The sequence below is a fragment of the Cytobacillus sp. FSL R7-0696 genome (assembly GCF_038006865.1).
Lineage (GTDB): Bacteria > Bacillota > Bacilli > Bacillales > Cytobacillaceae > Cytobacillus > Cytobacillus kochii.
The window spans coordinates 1,285,953-1,301,883 of sequence record NZ_JBBOWA010000001.1 but is presented as its reverse complement, the minus strand read 5'-3'; the positions used below and the strand labels follow the sequence as shown (position 1 = coordinate 1,301,883).

Annotated in this window: 15 protein-coding genes and 1 riboswitch; of the genes, 6 read left to right on the top strand and 9 right to left on the bottom strand. The window is 37.9% G+C overall.

The window, feature by feature from the left end; all coding sequences use genetic code 11:
- Nucleotides 1-4 precede the first annotated feature (4 nt).
- The 3 genes from MKX29_RS06815 to MKX29_RS06805 all read left to right on the top strand — a co-directional run bounded on the left by MKX29_RS06815 (nt 5) and on the right by MKX29_RS06805 (nt 4,357).
- Nucleotides 5-1,669, top strand: coding sequence for an ABC1 kinase family protein (locus tag MKX29_RS06815; RefSeq protein WP_251162995.1), 1,665 nt, complete (start codon nt 5-7; stop codon nt 1,667-1,669).
- A gap of 117 nt (nt 1,670-1,786) precedes the next feature.
- Nucleotides 1,787-3,322 carry a glycosyltransferase family 2 protein gene (locus tag MKX29_RS06810; protein WP_289432690.1) on the top strand — a complete coding sequence of 512 codons (1,536 nt, stop codon included), beginning with the start codon at nt 1,787-1,789 and terminating at the stop codon, nt 3,320-3,322.
- A gap of 85 nt (nt 3,323-3,407) precedes the next feature.
- Nucleotides 3,408-3,509, top strand: a riboswitch (TPP riboswitch).
- A 92-nt stretch (nt 3,510-3,601) separates the two neighbouring features.
- Nucleotides 3,602-4,357: a 3-oxoacyl-ACP reductase gene (locus tag MKX29_RS06805; protein WP_289432691.1), complete on the top strand. Its 756-nt coding sequence runs from the start codon at nt 3,602-3,604 to the stop codon at nt 4,355-4,357.
- Between the two features lie 218 nt (nt 4,358-4,575).
- Here MKX29_RS06805 and MKX29_RS06800 read toward each other — a convergent pair whose 3' ends face one another.
- The 3 genes from MKX29_RS06800 to MKX29_RS06790 form a co-directional block, all read right to left on the bottom strand.
- Nucleotides 4,576-5,343 (bottom strand): IclR family transcriptional regulator, encoded by a 768-nt coding sequence (locus tag MKX29_RS06800; RefSeq protein ID WP_341104741.1) that lies wholly within the window; start codon nt 5,341-5,343, stop codon nt 4,576-4,578.
- Nucleotides 5,344-5,541: 198 nt separating this feature from the next.
- A complete protein-coding gene (locus MKX29_RS06795) occupies nt 5,542-6,537 on the bottom strand; it encodes a polysaccharide biosynthesis protein (protein ID WP_341104740.1) in 996 nt (331 codons plus the stop codon).
- 40 nt (nt 6,538-6,577) lie between these two features.
- The gene (locus MKX29_RS06790) at nt 6,578-7,177 is read right to left on the bottom strand and encodes a glycosyltransferase family 2 protein (protein ID WP_224938215.1); all 600 of its coding nucleotides are present in this window, start codon (nt 7,175-7,177) and stop codon (nt 6,578-6,580) included.
- Nucleotides 7,178-7,332: 155 nt separating this feature from the next.
- Here MKX29_RS06790 and MKX29_RS06785 point away from each other — a divergent pair, with 155 nt between their 5' ends.
- Entirely contained in the window at nt 7,333-7,653 is a 321-nt protein-coding gene (locus MKX29_RS06785) for a hypothetical protein (protein ID WP_224938214.1), read from the top strand.
- A 336-nt stretch (nt 7,654-7,989) separates the two neighbouring features.
- Here MKX29_RS06785 and MKX29_RS06780 read toward each other — a convergent pair whose 3' ends face one another.
- Nucleotides 7,990-8,334 carry a DUF6176 family protein gene (locus tag MKX29_RS06780; RefSeq protein ID WP_341104739.1) on the bottom strand — a complete coding sequence of 115 codons (345 nt, stop codon included), beginning with the start codon at nt 8,332-8,334 and terminating at the stop codon, nt 7,990-7,992.
- A 113-nt stretch (nt 8,335-8,447) separates the two neighbouring features.
- Here MKX29_RS06780 and phaZ point away from each other — a divergent pair, with 113 nt between their 5' ends.
- Nucleotides 8,448-9,311, top strand: coding sequence for an intracellular short-chain-length polyhydroxyalkanoate depolymerase (phaZ, locus tag MKX29_RS06775; protein WP_341104738.1), 864 nt, complete (start codon nt 8,448-8,450; stop codon nt 9,309-9,311).
- 51 nt (nt 9,312-9,362) lie between these two features.
- Here phaZ and MKX29_RS06770 read toward each other — a convergent pair whose 3' ends face one another.
- The 5 genes from MKX29_RS06770 to MKX29_RS06750 all read right to left on the bottom strand — a co-directional run bounded on the left by MKX29_RS06770 (nt 9,363) and on the right by MKX29_RS06750 (nt 14,740).
- On the bottom strand, nt 9,363-10,715 hold the full coding sequence (locus tag MKX29_RS06770; RefSeq protein WP_341104737.1) for an MFS transporter: 1,353 nt from the start codon (nt 10,713-10,715) through the stop codon (nt 9,363-9,365).
- A gap of 118 nt (nt 10,716-10,833) precedes the next feature.
- The gene (locus MKX29_RS06765) at nt 10,834-12,045 is read right to left on the bottom strand and encodes an FAD-dependent monooxygenase (protein WP_341104736.1); all 1,212 of its coding nucleotides are present in this window, start codon (nt 12,043-12,045) and stop codon (nt 10,834-10,836) included.
- A 123-nt stretch (nt 12,046-12,168) separates the two neighbouring features.
- On the bottom strand, nt 12,169-13,278 hold the full coding sequence (locus MKX29_RS06760) for a cupin domain-containing protein (protein ID WP_341104735.1): 1,110 nt from the start codon (nt 13,276-13,278) through the stop codon (nt 12,169-12,171).
- A 20-nt stretch (nt 13,279-13,298) separates the two neighbouring features.
- Nucleotides 13,299-13,796, bottom strand: coding sequence for a DinB family protein (locus MKX29_RS06755; RefSeq protein WP_341104734.1), 498 nt, complete (start codon nt 13,794-13,796; stop codon nt 13,299-13,301).
- A 2-nt stretch (nt 13,797-13,798) separates the two neighbouring features.
- Nucleotides 13,799-14,740 (bottom strand): fumarylacetoacetate hydrolase family protein, encoded by a 942-nt coding sequence (locus tag MKX29_RS06750; RefSeq protein WP_095370915.1) that lies wholly within the window; start codon nt 14,738-14,740, stop codon nt 13,799-13,801.
- A 340-nt stretch (nt 14,741-15,080) separates the two neighbouring features.
- Here MKX29_RS06750 and MKX29_RS06745 point away from each other — a divergent pair, with 340 nt between their 5' ends.
- The gene (locus tag MKX29_RS06745; protein WP_341104733.1) at nt 15,081-15,833 is read left to right on the top strand and encodes an IclR family transcriptional regulator; all 753 of its coding nucleotides are present in this window, start codon (nt 15,081-15,083) and stop codon (nt 15,831-15,833) included.
- Nucleotides 15,834-15,931 lie beyond the last annotated feature (98 nt).

Genomic DNA, 15,931 nt, shown 5'->3' with positions numbered 1-15,931 from the left:
AAAGATGAGCCATATTCATCGCTATCGTGAAATTGCCGTAGCCTTCTCTCATTACGGTTTTGGTTATCTCTTAAAAGAATTAGGCTTGCATGAAGTATTGTCACTACCTAAACGTATGTTCATGCGAAAGCAAGAGGAAATTCATGAAAAGACGACAGGTGAACGTGTTCGTCTGTTTTTAGAAGAGCTTGGACCGACGTTTATTAAAGTTGGTCAGATTGCGAGTACAAGGTCAGATATTTTTCCGGAATCAATCATTAGGGAATTGGAAAAATTGCAGGAACATGCTCCGTCATTTTCATTTGCAGAGGTAAAAAAAATTGTTGAAACCGAACTAGGGGAAGAACTACATGACCTCTTTACAGAATTTCAGGAGGAGCCATTAGGATCGGCATCTATCGGTCAAGTCCATTATGGTGTTCTCCATTCTGGTGAAAAAGTAGCTGTTAAGGTACAACGGCCTGATATTGAGAAGACCATGAGAACAGATTTAGAAATTTTGATAGAAATTGCTAAAATTGCAGAAAGAAGGCTACATTGGGCATCGCAATATCAGTTAGTGGAAATGATGAAAGAATTTTCTAAAGCATTGTTAAATGAGTTGAATTATTTACTTGAAGGTCGTAACGCCGATAAAATTGCCAATCAATTTGAAGACAATAATCATTATAAAATCCCAAAAACATACTGGAAATATACGACGAAAAAAGTGTTAACTATGGAATATATTGAAGGTTGCGGCATCCTTGAAAATAAAAGTTTGGCGGAACAAGGATTTAATAAACAACTAATCGCCGAAAGAATCGTTGAAGGCATCCTCCAGCAGATATTAGAGGAAGGTGTGTTCCATGCGGATCCTCATCCAGGTAATATTTGTGTATTACCAGGAAATGTGATTGTTTTCATGGATTTTGGTATGGTGGGACGTTTAACTGAGGATATGAAAGAAAATTTAGCATCATTAATTATTGCCATGTTGCGGCAAAGCACCGATGGAGTCATTAAAGCCATCACTAAAATGGGAATTGTCCAAGATGATGTCGATGTTGAACTTTTAAAAATTGATGTTGATTTACTAAGAGAAAGATACTATGATATTCCATTTAGTGAAATATCAATTGGCGAGGCGGTTAATGATTTGTTTTCCGTTGCCAATCAACATCATATACATATCCCAACAAACCTAACATTAGTGGGGAAAACATTGTTGACAATGGAAGGTATTGTTGAAAAACTTGACCCTAATATAAGCATTTTAAAAATTGCTGAGCCTTTTGGTAGACGATTAATTGTTAATAAATATCGACCTGATCATTTGGCGAAAGATTCGCTAGCTCATATCGGCGAGTATTTTGATATTCTTAAGGAAGCACCGTATAATTTGAAAGATTTGATTGCTCTTATCAAAAAGGGAAAAATCCCGCTCGAGTTGAACTTGCCAAACAGTGAAAAATTTCTAACGAGAATTGACCGTATCAGCAACCGGCTAGCATTTAGTATCGTGTTGCTGGCATTTTGCATTATAATGGTAGGCTTAATTATCGGCTCCGCCCTTGGCAGGCAATCATCTCTCCTATGGAATATACCAGCAGTAGAAATCGGCTTCGTCATTGCGATATTAATGTTCTTATTTCTTATATACACCATCATTAGAGCAGGGAGATTCTGACGACTCTCTGCTTTTTGTTTTGGCTACAATTTTTCTGATTTCACTACACAAGCAAATCATGGGGAGAATATAGTGTAGAGAGGTGAACGATTTTGTCAATAAACGTTAATGTTGCTTATGATTAATACAAAAATTCTCATTGGTAGTCCAATTAATCAAGATCCCGATATTTTAAAAGAGTTTCTGCTTTCGTTAGCTAATTTACAAACGGATACAATGGAGATTCATTATTTTTTCATAGATGATAATCAGAATGAAGAATCAAGTAGACTACTACGTCATTTTGCCAGATGGAAGAACGATGTTGCGATTTTATCCGCAAAAGAAGATAGTATCTATATTCGCACCGACTTTACACATTTCTGGAATGATGCTCTCATCTGGAAGGTTGCTCGCTTCAAAGATATGCTTATTGAGCAGGCAAAATTTGAAGAATTTGATTATTTGTTTTTAGTTGACTCTGATTTGCTTTTACACCCGGATACCCTTCATACACTTATTTCCACGAAAAAAGAAATTGTTTCAGAGGTATTTTGGACGGCTTGGCAAGAGGGGACAATTCCTTATCCGCAAGTGTGGTTAACAGATGAATATACCCACTGGAGACAGGCGGATGAAGGTGTTATAACTAACGAAGAAAAGGCCGTTCAAACCGAGGCCTTTATTCAACAGTTACAAACTCCAGGTGTTTATGAAGTAGGAGGATTAGGTGCGTGCACGCTAATTAGCAGGAAGGCTTTGTTAGCAGGTGTTCATTTTAGTAAAATTAAAAATCTCAGTTTTTGGGGAGAAGATCGACATTTTTGTGTGAGAGCTGTGGCATTAGGACTGGATCTACATGTAGACACACATCTGCCAGCTTATCATATTTATCGTTCTTCTGACCTTACAGGCATACCCGCATTTAAAGAAAAATGTCAGTATGCGTATAGCGAACTACCTATTTATCCAGAAAAAGCAGAAAGCCATCAAATTCGCTTATCGATGATTGTGAAGAATGAAGAAGGTCGTTATTTACAAACGATGTTAAAGAAAGTAAAGCCATTTATCGATGAAGCTGTGATTATAGATGATGCTAGTACTGATCAGACTATATCGATTTTCTTGCAAGAACTAAAAGGTATGCCAATTAAATTGGTCAAGAATGCAAGCTCCCAGTTTGCCAATGAAGTGGAACTAAGAAAACAACAGTGGTTAGAAGCAACGAATGGTTTTTTAGGTTGGGTATTAAATCTTGATGCAGATGAATGGTTTGAGGAGAGTTTTATTGATTATATTGATGACTTTGTTAAACAGGATACTATCGACCTGTACTGTTTTAGACTGTATGATATGTGGGATGAAGACCATTATCGTGAAGATGAATACTGGCAAGCACATTTCTTATACCGTCCATTTCTAGCAAGAGTTGAATCAACCTTTCAGCCTGTCTGGAAAGAAACACCTCAACATTGTGGGAGATTTCCAGAAAACATCTTCCAACTTACCCACAGTTTATCCACAATACGAGTCAAGCATTTAGGCTGGGCAAAAGAAAAAGATCGATTAGAAAAGTATGAGAGATATAAGCTGCTTGACCCGAATAGCCTATACGGTAATGAGAAACAATATGAATCGATTTTAGATAAGAATCCCCGTTTAAAACAATGGTGAGAAACATAAAGGAAATGGTCAATTAAGAACTGAACTTCGATTCATAGCTAGGAAACTATTTGTATGCTAAACTAAAAATAATTAAAAATTGTTGCAGGGGGACTCAGAAAATGAGTTGAGAAGGTTAAAACCTGACCCTTAGAACCTGTTCGTTAAGACGATCGTAGGGAGCATCTTCCAACTATATGCATACGTATGGTAGGCTCTCCATTTTCGGGGAGCCTTTTGTTTTGTTTTCCTGAACATTTTTAATTACATCTATTGAAAAGAGGGAATAGCGTGAGAGAAGAAGTCGTGTTAGTAACAGGAGCAAGTCGTGGATTAGGAGCTACAATTGCTCAGAAGTTCGGTAAGGAGGGCTACAAGGTAGTCGTTAATTATTATAATAATAAAGAAAAAGCCGATGCAGTAGTTGAACAAATCGGGCAAGATCGTGCATTGGCTATCCAAGCTGATGTCAGAGATCAACAAGCAGTAAAAGCAATGGTAGCAGACACAATTGCTCATTTTGGCCGCTTGGATATCGTTGTCAATAATGCATTAGTTCAATTTAAATTTGATCCTGTGGCACAGGCGAAAGTAGAGGAATTATCTTGGGCTAGCTACCAAACCCAGTTTGAAGGCGCGATAAAAGCAAGCTTAAATGTTGTTCAATCTGCTCTTCCGGCTCTAAAGGATTCACAGCAAGCCCGTGTGATTGGTATTGGCACGAATCTTTACCAGAACCCAGTCGTTGCCTACCATGAATATACAACAGCCAAAGCGGCATTAATTGGCTTTACACGCAATATGGCCAAAGAGATCGGACAGTATGATATTAATGTGAATATGGTTTCCGGTGGATTATTAGAAACAACGGATGCAAGTGCTGTCACTACCCCTGAGGTATTTGCGATTGTGGCTGATAACTCTGCTATCCGCCGTGTGACAAAACCAGAAGACGTAGCAGAAGCCGTTGTTTTCTTAGCCTCTCCAGGCGCTAAAGCGATTACGGGACAAAATCTAGTCGTTGATCATGGATTGACGATGAACTAAGATAAAAAAGGTCGTCATCTTTGTTTATGGCGGCCTTTTTCAATGAATGGATTTATTTTGTAGGTCGATAAATCAGTAAAGAGCTTATATCAGCAAATGTGAGACTAAGTCGAAGCTAAATTCCAATTTATTCGCAGAAAAGAATGTTTTTAAAAATTTAACTTAATTTTCTCGCTAGTATTTTATTCTTCTAGATGTTAAAACGGTTGATTGAACGCTCAATCAGTATTGTTCAATTTTTTCCCTTGTTTATATCGATAGCCAAACATAGACGATGCTTGTAAGTGAAACTTCAGCAGTTGCTTGCTCATCGAATCCTTTGCTTCCTTAGGCATCTTTTCGTTAAATCCAACAACTGTCACTGCACCGAGTAATTGATTTTGGTAGTCTAGCAAAGGGACGGAAGCAGAAGAAATTGATGGAATTAAAGGTTCGGTAGCGAAGGAGATTTTCGATTGTTGAATCATTTGCCATTCTGCGTTATCGATCGCATCCCCGTTTCCAAGCCAATCTTTTGTCAGTACTGGGTTTAAGAAACTTAAGAAAATCTTCCCCGCGGCAGATGTTGGTGGCAAGCTTCCGCCTAGTTGTGTACCAATATGAAGTGGTTCATTCGAATGACAAATCTTTGTCGTAATTGGTCCGTTGTTTGTCCATAATGAAAACGAAACGGTGCAGGAAGTAAGCGAAGAAAGTTCCTGCATATAAGGAGTGATTGCATCGGCAATATCACGACTACCAAAGGCGGCTGTACCATATTGAATCAATTTGCTGCCAAGATAATACAGGTTTGTCCCTTTTTCACGATAGAGCATGTTCAATTGTGTAAGTGTATTTAGATATTTATATAAATTACTTTTGGTAATACCGGTTTCTTCTTGAATGGTTGAGAATTTCATTGGGGTATCTTTTTGATAGATTAGTTCGATGATAGAAATGCCTATTTGCAAGGATTGTATCATCGTACTACTTTTTTGTATTTCCATGTATGTAACTCCTCATTATGCTAGTCATGTTGAATCCTAATTTATCAGAAACTACATTAAACAACAACCTCCCTTTAGAGGGTTGGTAGGATATCCCTATAAACTCAGTATATATAAGAATAGTTAGTGAGTTGGCGATTTATTAACATAGTCAATGAAGGCGCTCAACTCACGAAAAATAGGGAGCGGTCAAATATATTAATTTAACCTTTTCCATTTTTTTAGCTCTTTCTGAACATAGGATAATGATTGTAGTTTTTCTTTTAGTTCAGCTACAGAGAGACGATACGTATTATTGGAGTGATATTCTTCTACAGAGTTTGTATCAGTTTCTATTCTGGTATCTCGAGGAATGCGATAGAAGCCTTCAAGATCAATGGCTTTCGCTGCTTCTTCTTTTGTTAGTAAAACTTCATAGAGCTTTTCTCCCGGCCGTGTGCCAATTAATTCTAAAGGAAAGTTAACGTGAAAAAGTTCTTTAATCGCTTGTGCTAAATCTGTAATATAGGCAGCAGGCGATTTTTGTACCATAATATCCCCATTACAAGCATTCTCAAAAGCGTACAATACGAGTTCGACAGCCTCATCTAAACTCATCATAAAACGGGTCATTAAAGGATGCGTAACAGTTAGCGGCTTTCCTTCCTTTACTTGTTCTATGAGAAGCGGAATGATGGACCCCCTTGATGCCATGACATTTCCGTATCTTGTGCCACATATAATGGTACCACGAGCGTTAGCTTGTCTCGATTTAGCGATAAATGTCTTTTCCATTAAAGCTTTAGACATACCCATTGCATTAATTGGGTAGGCTGCTTTGTCCGTTGATAGGCAGACAATTTTCTTTACTCCTGCTTGTATGCCTGCACTTAATACATGATCGGTGCCAAGAATATTCGTTTTCACTGCTTCTAGTGGATGTGACTCACATGAGGGTACTTGTTTTAAGGCTGCTGCATGAAAAATGTAATCAACCCCGTCCACAGCTGGTAATAAAGTACTCATATCCCGAACATCGCCGAGGATATAAGAGATTCTTCCATCTGCGTACTGTTTTTGCATGTCGTCTTGTTTTTTTTCATCACGAGAAAAGATACGTATTTCTTTTATTTCACTATGCAAAAAACGTTCTAACACCACATGACCAAACGAGCCGGTTCCACCTGTAATTAATAGCGTTTTATTTTTAAACATAAGTATGGAACGCACCTTTCTGTCATTTACCACAGTGGGTTTACTTTAATCCAAAATAGTATAAATAATATTCGGAGTTTATTCGTGGATAGTTATACCAGTAAGCGATAATCCCTGTTATGTGTACTGAAGGGTTTTGGTCTAAGAGAGCTTGATGAAAATCACAGTCCCCCGCCATATCCGTTCTTTCAGAAAATCTGGCCTCTCCCACACAGCTTCTCTTAATGATCCTAAATTGCCCACACCACTCACGATAATTTTCTTCCGTTGCTTGAAAGAGCTGGCCATCCTTTGTCACCATGCTGTAATAATAAATGTCGTACTCACCATCTATTTTAGCGAGTACTTCGCGAATGGTTGGTAAATAAATATCATCGCTATCAATGATGGCAATATAATCTCCAGTTGCAGCTTCGATACAACGATTATACGAATAGCTAGCGCCACGATTTTCCCCATTTTCTAAGATTTTTAGTTGAGGGTACTGTTGTTGATATTCTTTTAACATCGCTAATGTTTGATCGGTTGAGCCGTCATCACAAACAATGATTTCATCGGCATATTCTTTTGGAATGCTGTCAAGCATCGAGCGAACCCATTGTTCACTGTTATAAACTGGGGATAAAAAGCTGAATTTCATGACTTTTCCTCACTTTATTAAGCATGATTTTAGGGCAGGTGTTATATCGTTTAGTGTATGCGCCTAATCAAAAGTGGTGAATTTAGGACATAGAAAAGAAAATATTTACAAAAAAATGCTATTAGTGTAATATTACACTTAAAAGGGGTGAGGGAATGTTTATGGTGAGTTTACCGCTATGGTTTTGGCTATTGTATTATCTCTTTTTGTTTATTTCATTTATGATGGCGTTAAGAATGGTATGGAGGAAACAAAGTAGAAAAACAGCATTATTTGTCATCTTTTTTGTTCTAACAATCCCTTTTATTTCTATATTCAACGCCATTGGTCGCGGTGAAGAAATGAATGAAGGGGAGTTTTTCCTTCATGAGCTTTCTGATGGGGCACTATGGGCGTTGTATAGTGTTTTCGGTTATCTTGTTTTATTGTGGTTTTGGTGGAAGGCTATCATATTGTCTGTAAAAAGAAGGGGATGAACACTGACATGAAGATGTTTTTTCGCGTTTTATTTCCCTCTATATGTATTTTTATATTTACGTGGATATGTTCATTTTTTCCGTTTAGCAAAATCTTATTATTAGGGATTTATGTCCTTTTTCCGCTAGCTTTTATTATCCAAGGTATGATTTGCGCGCGTTTAAAAAAGCAGATGATCATAGGCTTTATCTTTTCATCCGCTGCGATAATAATTCCGGTTTCGTATTGGTTTGAGGTAGGTAGTATGGTGAATGCTGTTATATTATATACCGTATTAGGGCTCATTTCGTTCTTCTTATATGGACGGAAGGTGAAAAGGGCTTAGTCTATTTAAGCTAAGTCATCTTTGCTCTGATTTTCTCTGGGATCATAACGACTTCGGTAGTTAAATTAACGGGTTTGTAGGTTTCATCTATACAATCTTGCCAATATTGGAGATGTTTTTTATCTACCCAGTGTGTGGATTCAGTCACTTCAATCCCGCCCCTACCTTGTACAGAATACCAGTAAAGATATTCATCTTCGTTTTGTACTTCGCGAAAAATCGTTTCAATATACATTTTTTCTCCTTCAAGTGTGAGGAGTACTTCTTTCATATGATGATTAAGGAATTGTAACCATTCGTCTACAGCTTTTGTTTTTCCTTTTTTAACCTTAAAACGTGTGAGTTCAACGTTCATACAATCTCTCCTTTTTATTAGAATGTTTATGTAATATTTTAACATAAAAAGGAATAAAGATAGCTTTAATCGAATAGTATGAGAGGCTTAAAGGAGAAAGTAGGGGTGTTTAAATGGAATGCAGGTTAAGTAATGGTGAAGTGTATGATTATCTGAAAAAGGATGGGGGAGAGAAGGTTCTACTTCTCATTCATGGCAATTATGCCTCAGCGAATCATTGGGACGTATTTTTAGAGAAAATACCTTCAAAGTATACGGTCTATGCTCCGGATTTAAGAGGTTATGGCCGATCTACTTACAATCAGCCAATAGAGGATTTTAAGACATTCGCTTATGATTTGAAATTATTTTGTGATCATTTTTCTTTAAATAAAATAACAATCATCGGTTGGTCAAATGGAGGTGGTATTGCGATGCAATTTGCAGCAATGTATCCAAACCTTGTAGAAAAAATGGTTTTGCTCGCCTCCATGCCAGCCGGTGGATATCCAGCCTATGATGAAAACAATAAGCGTTATCAAACAAGAGAAGCAATAGAAAAAGATCCAATGTTAAATAGGTTGGTAGAAGCACAGAAGATGAAAGAGTTTGCTTTTTTTACCGAAGCGATAGAACAGTTGATGTTTGTTAAAGGCAGGCAGGCATTAGGAGAACGGTTTGAAGGATATATAGAAGCAGCAATACAACAAAGGAATATGATGGATGTTGCACATGCAGCTAATGTGTTTAATATAACTGATATTGATAATGATGCAGCTGCGGGAACAGGAGAAATAAACCATATTCAAGCAGAGACTTTTCTTTTGTGGGGTAATAAGGATGTCTTAACTACAAGGGAAATGACGACTACATTACTAGAGAATTTGAAGAGAGCTGGCGTTAATGTCATTTTTAGAGAATTAGATGCAGGCCATGCGTTCGTTATAGAAGAAGTTGATGAAGTGATAAGGGAATTAGAAAGCTTTTTCCAAAGATAAGTAGGCAAAAGAAAAGAGCCAAAATATATGGCTCTTTTCTTTACATCCTCGTTAATTAGCAACTTTTATCGTTTCATTCTCTTTTACCACAGTAGCTTCAGGCTTATAGGCCCGTTTAATTGGGACGAGCGCTAAGGCAATGGCAGCAATCAACCCTGGAATGGCAAATGCGATAAAGTTCATATGAATAGGAAGAGCGGCCGTCAATAAGAATCCGCCGAGAAGTGGCCCGAGCATGCCTCCAAATCTCCCAATTCCTGAAGCCATTCCTAATGCTGTGGATCGGATATTAGGAGGATAATATTGAGAGACATAGGCTTGTACAAGGTTTTGGGCACCGATTGTACTAGCACCAGCTATAGCAACGAGTAAATAAATGAATAATTCACTGCCACCAAATCCAAGTAATGTTAAGCTCACTGCACCAAGTGCATATAAGGGCACGAGCATTTTCTTTGAACCGTATTTATCACAGAGCCAGCCAATAATGAGTGTCCCAACAATGGCTCCACCTTGTAGCGTAATAAGGAAGGCTAGGCTTGAATTTAAGGCATAACCCGCTTCAATCATTAAGTTCGGTAACCAAGTATTTAGGCCGTAAACCATTAATAAGCACATGAAAAACGCAATCCAGAACATGACGGTACTTAGACCGCGGTTGTTTTTGAATAGTCCGACAACAGGAACTTTGTTTTCCTCTTGGACTTGTAGGAAGAACTCTGTTTTTTCATCCATCTTTTGTGCAGGGTTTACTTTACGTAGCACAGATAATAGCTCTTGTTTCTTATTTTTCTTAATTAAATGGGCTGAAGATTCAGGTAAAAATTTGTATATGAAAGGCAGCAGTAATAATGGTAGACCTGCAAACCAGAAAATTGATTCCCAACCGAGTGTAGGCATAACGAAGATTCCTAGAATCGGTGCAAGCATCCCACCAAAAGAGTATCCACATAATACAATGGAAACAGCCATACTTTTCATTTTCGTTGGCGCGTAATCTGTCAATAAGGCAATAACGTTAGGCATAATTCCACCTAAACCTAAACCGGCAATAAATCGATAAATAGAGAAGGTTGTAGGTGAAGAGGCAAATCCACAAAGAAACGTAAATAAGCTAAAAAGAATCAGTGAAAGTGCAATCACATTTTTTCTCCCCATTTTATCAGCAAGAATACCAAAAAAGATGGCACCAAACATCATCCCTAATAATCCATAACTACTCATGGCTCCAGCTTGGACCGAACTTAATCCCCATTCTTCAATTAAAACTGGTACGGCGGTACCATAAACAACTAAATCATAGCCATCAAAGAGAATAATAAGGAAGCTCCAGGCAAGTAAGCCGAAATGAAACCGATTAAATTTACTATTATTAATCACTTCCGCTGCGTTTATTTTGTTCATTTGTTTCCCCCATCAATTAGAGATTGCAATCGCTTACACATATATGAAAAGAGAGAAGAAAGGATTAAGCCTTTCTTCTCCAGATGAAACCATTAATGATCACTTTGTGGAGAACGGTTTAAGCTTCAACTAGTTTTGCATTTTTATTATAGCCATGGAATTGATCGACAAATTCAAAGTCACTTGATTGCCTTTTTCCTAGGATAATGTTTCTAAGTAAAATACCTTCGTTTGTTGTATTGTGAATAATTTCACCCCATGTACGTGCAGAACCTTGGACATAGGCTGTTCTCGGTTGTCTTTCTTTTTGGAACGCTGCAAATGCTGCAGGGATATCTTCACCATGTGCACTGAGCATATCTGACATGTATGCAGCATCTTCAAGTGCTTGACAAGCACCTTGAGCAAGATATTGTAGCATTGGGTGAGCGGCATCACCAGTGAGCGTAATGTGACCTTGCGTCCAGTTTTCAATTGGTAAGCGATCGAACATTGGCCAACGTTTTTGACGTGAGATAAATAAAATGGCATTTTGCACTAATTCACATGACCCAGCGAACACAGCGTCCATTTCTTCCGGAGTGCCCCAATCTTCAGTCTTTTCAATTTCGGGACGGTAGTTTTTACTTTTGAATACAACGACTTGGTTATAAAGTTCACCACGACGAACTGGATATTGTACTAAGTGAAGGTCTGGTCCAATCCACATATATACGTCATCCATATCCCCAATAGAGGTCTTCACTTCTTCAATCGGGATAGCCCCACGGTAAGCAACATATCCGGAACAAATAGGTTGGTCATCAGAGAACATTTTACGAACATTAGACCATAGACCATCTGCACCAATTACTGCGATTCCTTTATGAACATCACCGTTTTCTGCTTTAACTGTTACACCTTGATCGTTTTCTTCTGTTGTCGTAATTTTTTGGTTGGTTGCTAGTTCAATATATGGGTTTTCCTGACAAGCTTCAAGAAGCACACGATGTAGATCAGAGCGGTGTAATACAATATAAGGAGCACCGTATCTCTCTCTGTAAACCTCTCCTAAATCAAGTGCTGATAATTCTTTACCAGAGAATGCATCCATAAGTACAAGGCGTTTAGGGAATACAGCGATTTCATTGATTTTATCCATTACGCCTAAGCGTTGCAAAACATTTGTCGCATTCGCTGCAAGTTGGATACCAGCTCCAACTTCACCGAATTCAGGTGCTTGTTCAAGCACTTTTACATATTGGTTATTTTCTGCTACGCCTAATGCAGTAGCTAAACCGCCGATTCCTCCACCGATTACAATAAATGGATTCTGTGCTGTGTTTGTCATTATGTTTATCCTCCTTTTGTTTTACAAAAATAAATATTCTGTTTTATAAGCGTTTTCATTTACTGTTATATTTCGAATCTTTTAAGAACAACCGAGGAACTGTGCCCGGTTGTTCTTGTGCAATTAACGGTAAGCTTTAAATTCGCCTATGATTTTTTGTTCTCCGTTGTTTTCTTCAAGGTTTTGAGATTTTTCTAAGTCAAATCGCTCCATAATGGGTAGGTCATTTACTGAGAAAAGGTAGCTATCTTCAGCAGGTACATGTTCGTGCCATGCCCAGTTTGGAATACAGAAGTAATCTCCTTTTTTCCAATCGAATCGTTCACCGTTTATTACTGTATAACCAGAACCTTGATGTACTTGGTAAATAGTAGAATGTGTGTGACGATGTGCCTTCGTACGGAAGCCTTTTGGTAATAATTGCATCCAAGCTCCCATTGTTGGATTAGCTGTTTGTCCGTTTGATGGATTGATATATTCAACAGCGTAACCATCATATGGATCTGGCTCAAATCTAGTTAATCCTTTAATCGCATCTTCTGTACGTTTCCACTTGTAATTGGCGAGTGGTGCCACGCTTGAATAGCGGTCATTAATTGGTCTTACCATTCCGCCACTGTATCTTTGTTCAGAGAAGTTATCTGGGCGAGTTGGCGTTTCAATCTTATTAGGAAATGGTTCAAAGAATGTTCCACCGGTTGAATAGATGGTAGGTATATCAAGTGCATCCATCCAAATCATTGGTTTATCGCCTACATGTCCATGTCCATGCCAGAGGTTCTTCGGTGTAATAAGGAAGTCACCTTCTTGCATGAAGATACGTTCACCTTCAACAATTGTGTAAGCTCCTTCGCCATCAGTGATAAAGCGCAGAGCACTTTGAGAGTGACGGTGTGAAGGTGCTACTTCACCAGGAAGCAGCAACTGCACAGCAGCATACAATGTTTGAGTGGTTGAAGCCCATCCCCATGGTTGTCTATAAGTCAACCCGGGGTTTTGAAAGTAAATCGCGCGTCTTTCTCCACCACGGTCAGGTGTGAAGATTTCAGCAGCTTCGGATAATTTTTTCTTTAAAAGCTCATCTGACCATAAATATGGCACAGCATGTGGTTTTGGTGTATGGTTCATCAGTGCTGGGATGGCTTCCCATAATGGACCGAGATGATATTCTTGGATTTCTTTCGTAAAGTCCTTTACGTCTTGATCCTCCATATATGCATGTTTTTCAGCCATAATATTTCGCCACCTTAATATTATTTTGCTAGCTTAGACAAGTTACGTTGAATTTGGTTGTAATGACCAGCGGCATGTTCATCGATAAAGTGATCAGCAATAAAGAATACAGATTTATTACCGAATTTAGCAAAGTTACGATGAGGTGATTCCTGAGCCAATGTGTCAGCAGATAAAACAGATAAATGGGTTTGAACATCTTGTTTTATTTGCGATAATTTTTTCAATTCGTCTTCAACTGATTGATGTTCAGTATTTTCGACTGCTGCAAGGCGAGCAGGGTCCTGTAAGCCTCGTCCCCATTGGGAACCAGGGGCTTTTACAACTGTATCTATTTCACCTAGCCAATAAGGTAGGGCCTCGTTTAAATGAGTAATAACCTGCATAATGGACCATTCTTCCTTTGATGGGTTCCAACGTATGGTTTCTTCAGATAATCCTGAAACGGTTTCAATGATTTGATCTAATGATGTTTGAATAGACTCAATAGATTGCTGAATCGTTTTCGTTTCGCTCATAATTATTTTTCCACCTTTGAAACTTTATTTTCAAGAACGCCGACTTTATCTACTTCAATGCGAACGACATCGCCATCTTTCAAGAATACTTGAGGATCACGTGCAAATCCTACGCCTCCAGGGGTCCCTGTTAATACGATATCACCAGGTTCTAAAGTCATTAAGTTAGATAAGAACTCAACAAGCGTTGGAACATCAAAAACAAAGTTGGCTGTATTCGTTTTTTGTCTTTCTTCACCATTTACAGTTAAAAGAACACCTAAACCAGATGGATCTTGTAATTCATCAGAAGTGATTAACCAAGGACCCATTGGTGCACTACCTTCAACTGTTTTACCTTGCAACCATTGAAGTGTACGACGTTGGATATCGCGGTAAGTGACGTCATTAGCGATTGTATATCCTGCTACATAATTAAGTGCGTCTTCTTTTGCTACGTTTCTAGCTTTTTTACCTACAACAAAAGCAAATTCGGCTTCGTAATCTAATTGTTCAGAAATTGGATAGAATGGAATATCATCTTGTGGTCCAATAACTGTGTTAGCAAATTTAGCAAATACTACTGGGTGAGGCGGTAATTCTCTTCCCATTTCAGCAATATGTTCACGGTAGTTATGACCCACACAAATGATTTTTCCGGGTTTTGTTACAGGTGCTTCGATTTTTACATCTTCAAATGCATGTACAAGTGGATGTTTGAACGATTCACGATTATTTAATGCATAATCAACCATTTCCTTTGCGATGGAAAGGCTTTCATTTCCCCCTTGTAGGAAACCTTCCATTTGTGCTGGAATGTACGCTTCAGCAATTAACTCAGAACGTAGTTTACCTTCTGCTTCAAGAAAAGCTTGGTAAGCAAAGTTTAAGTCTACTACTTCATTTCCTTCTGTAACTGCTCCGATACGTGTGTTGTTATTGTGAGTGAAAGTAACTAATTTCATATTCAAACTCCTTTATGAAAAGTTTTTTTGTCTTGGAATTGCGTGATCAAAGAGTAAAACGCTTTGTGTGGAAGTGTTAGGCATAAAACCTTTTATTAATGAGCGTTTATTAGACTCTTTCTTCATCGGTTATTTAAATTCCATTAATAGTGAACGATGTTATCTATTAATGATAAATTTATAGTATCCTAATTTTCAGATAAACTCAAGTGAATTTGTTGTGGTTTTTTAAACTTTTTGAAAAATAAATCCTTTCGAAAGGATGCAAAACATGGATGAAATCAGAAAACATAGTGTTTTTCTGATATACTAAAAAAAATATAAAATAGGGGTTTTTTACATGAAAAATCAAAAACAAGCTACGATCCAATCGATTCAAGTCGGTATGAGAATTATTGACCTTTTAGTTGCTAGTGGAGAACCATTGAGGTTATCTGATATACAAGAAAAAACAGGAATTACGAAAAGTAATCTATATAAATACTTGAACACTTTTACGGAATTAGACATTCTATACAAGGATAAACATAATGGACAATATCAACTTGGAAGTAAATTAATTGAATATGGGGTGGCAGCTATAGGGCAGGAAGATGTGATTTCACGTGTTCTACCTTATTTAAAGGATTTAAGTCAGCAACTAGACAATACATGCCTATTAACTACGTGGACATATAATGGTCCAATTATCTCGAAAATATGGAACCCGGGACATGCCTATAATATTGGGGCGCAGTTAGGCTCACTTTTACCACCGCTATCATCGACTGGGAAAATATTCGAGAGCTTCCTTGATTCAGCTACAACTAAAGATTGGGTTAAGGTTATGGGGAAAGAAGGAAAAGGGAATGTGGGAGAAGAAATCAACCGCGTAAGGCAGGAACGGATTGCCTTTGCTAATGAGCCCTTGATTCCTACTGTATCTTCTGTGTCTATACCAATCTTTAATTATAATCAAGAATTATTAAGTGCGATAACAGTAGTTGGTTTCTCAGAGTCGATTCCAAAAGACCCCTCTGCAGATAAAAGTCAATCTATTATAAAAGTAGGAAAAGAAATCTCTGCACAATTTGGCTATCGAGCAAAGGGCTGAATGATTAAATCCTACTCTATATGAGGCGGTTGCATCAAAGGGAAAGTTGTTTACCACAGCTAAAAGAGATTTAGTTTATGATCTACGTAAAGAGCAAA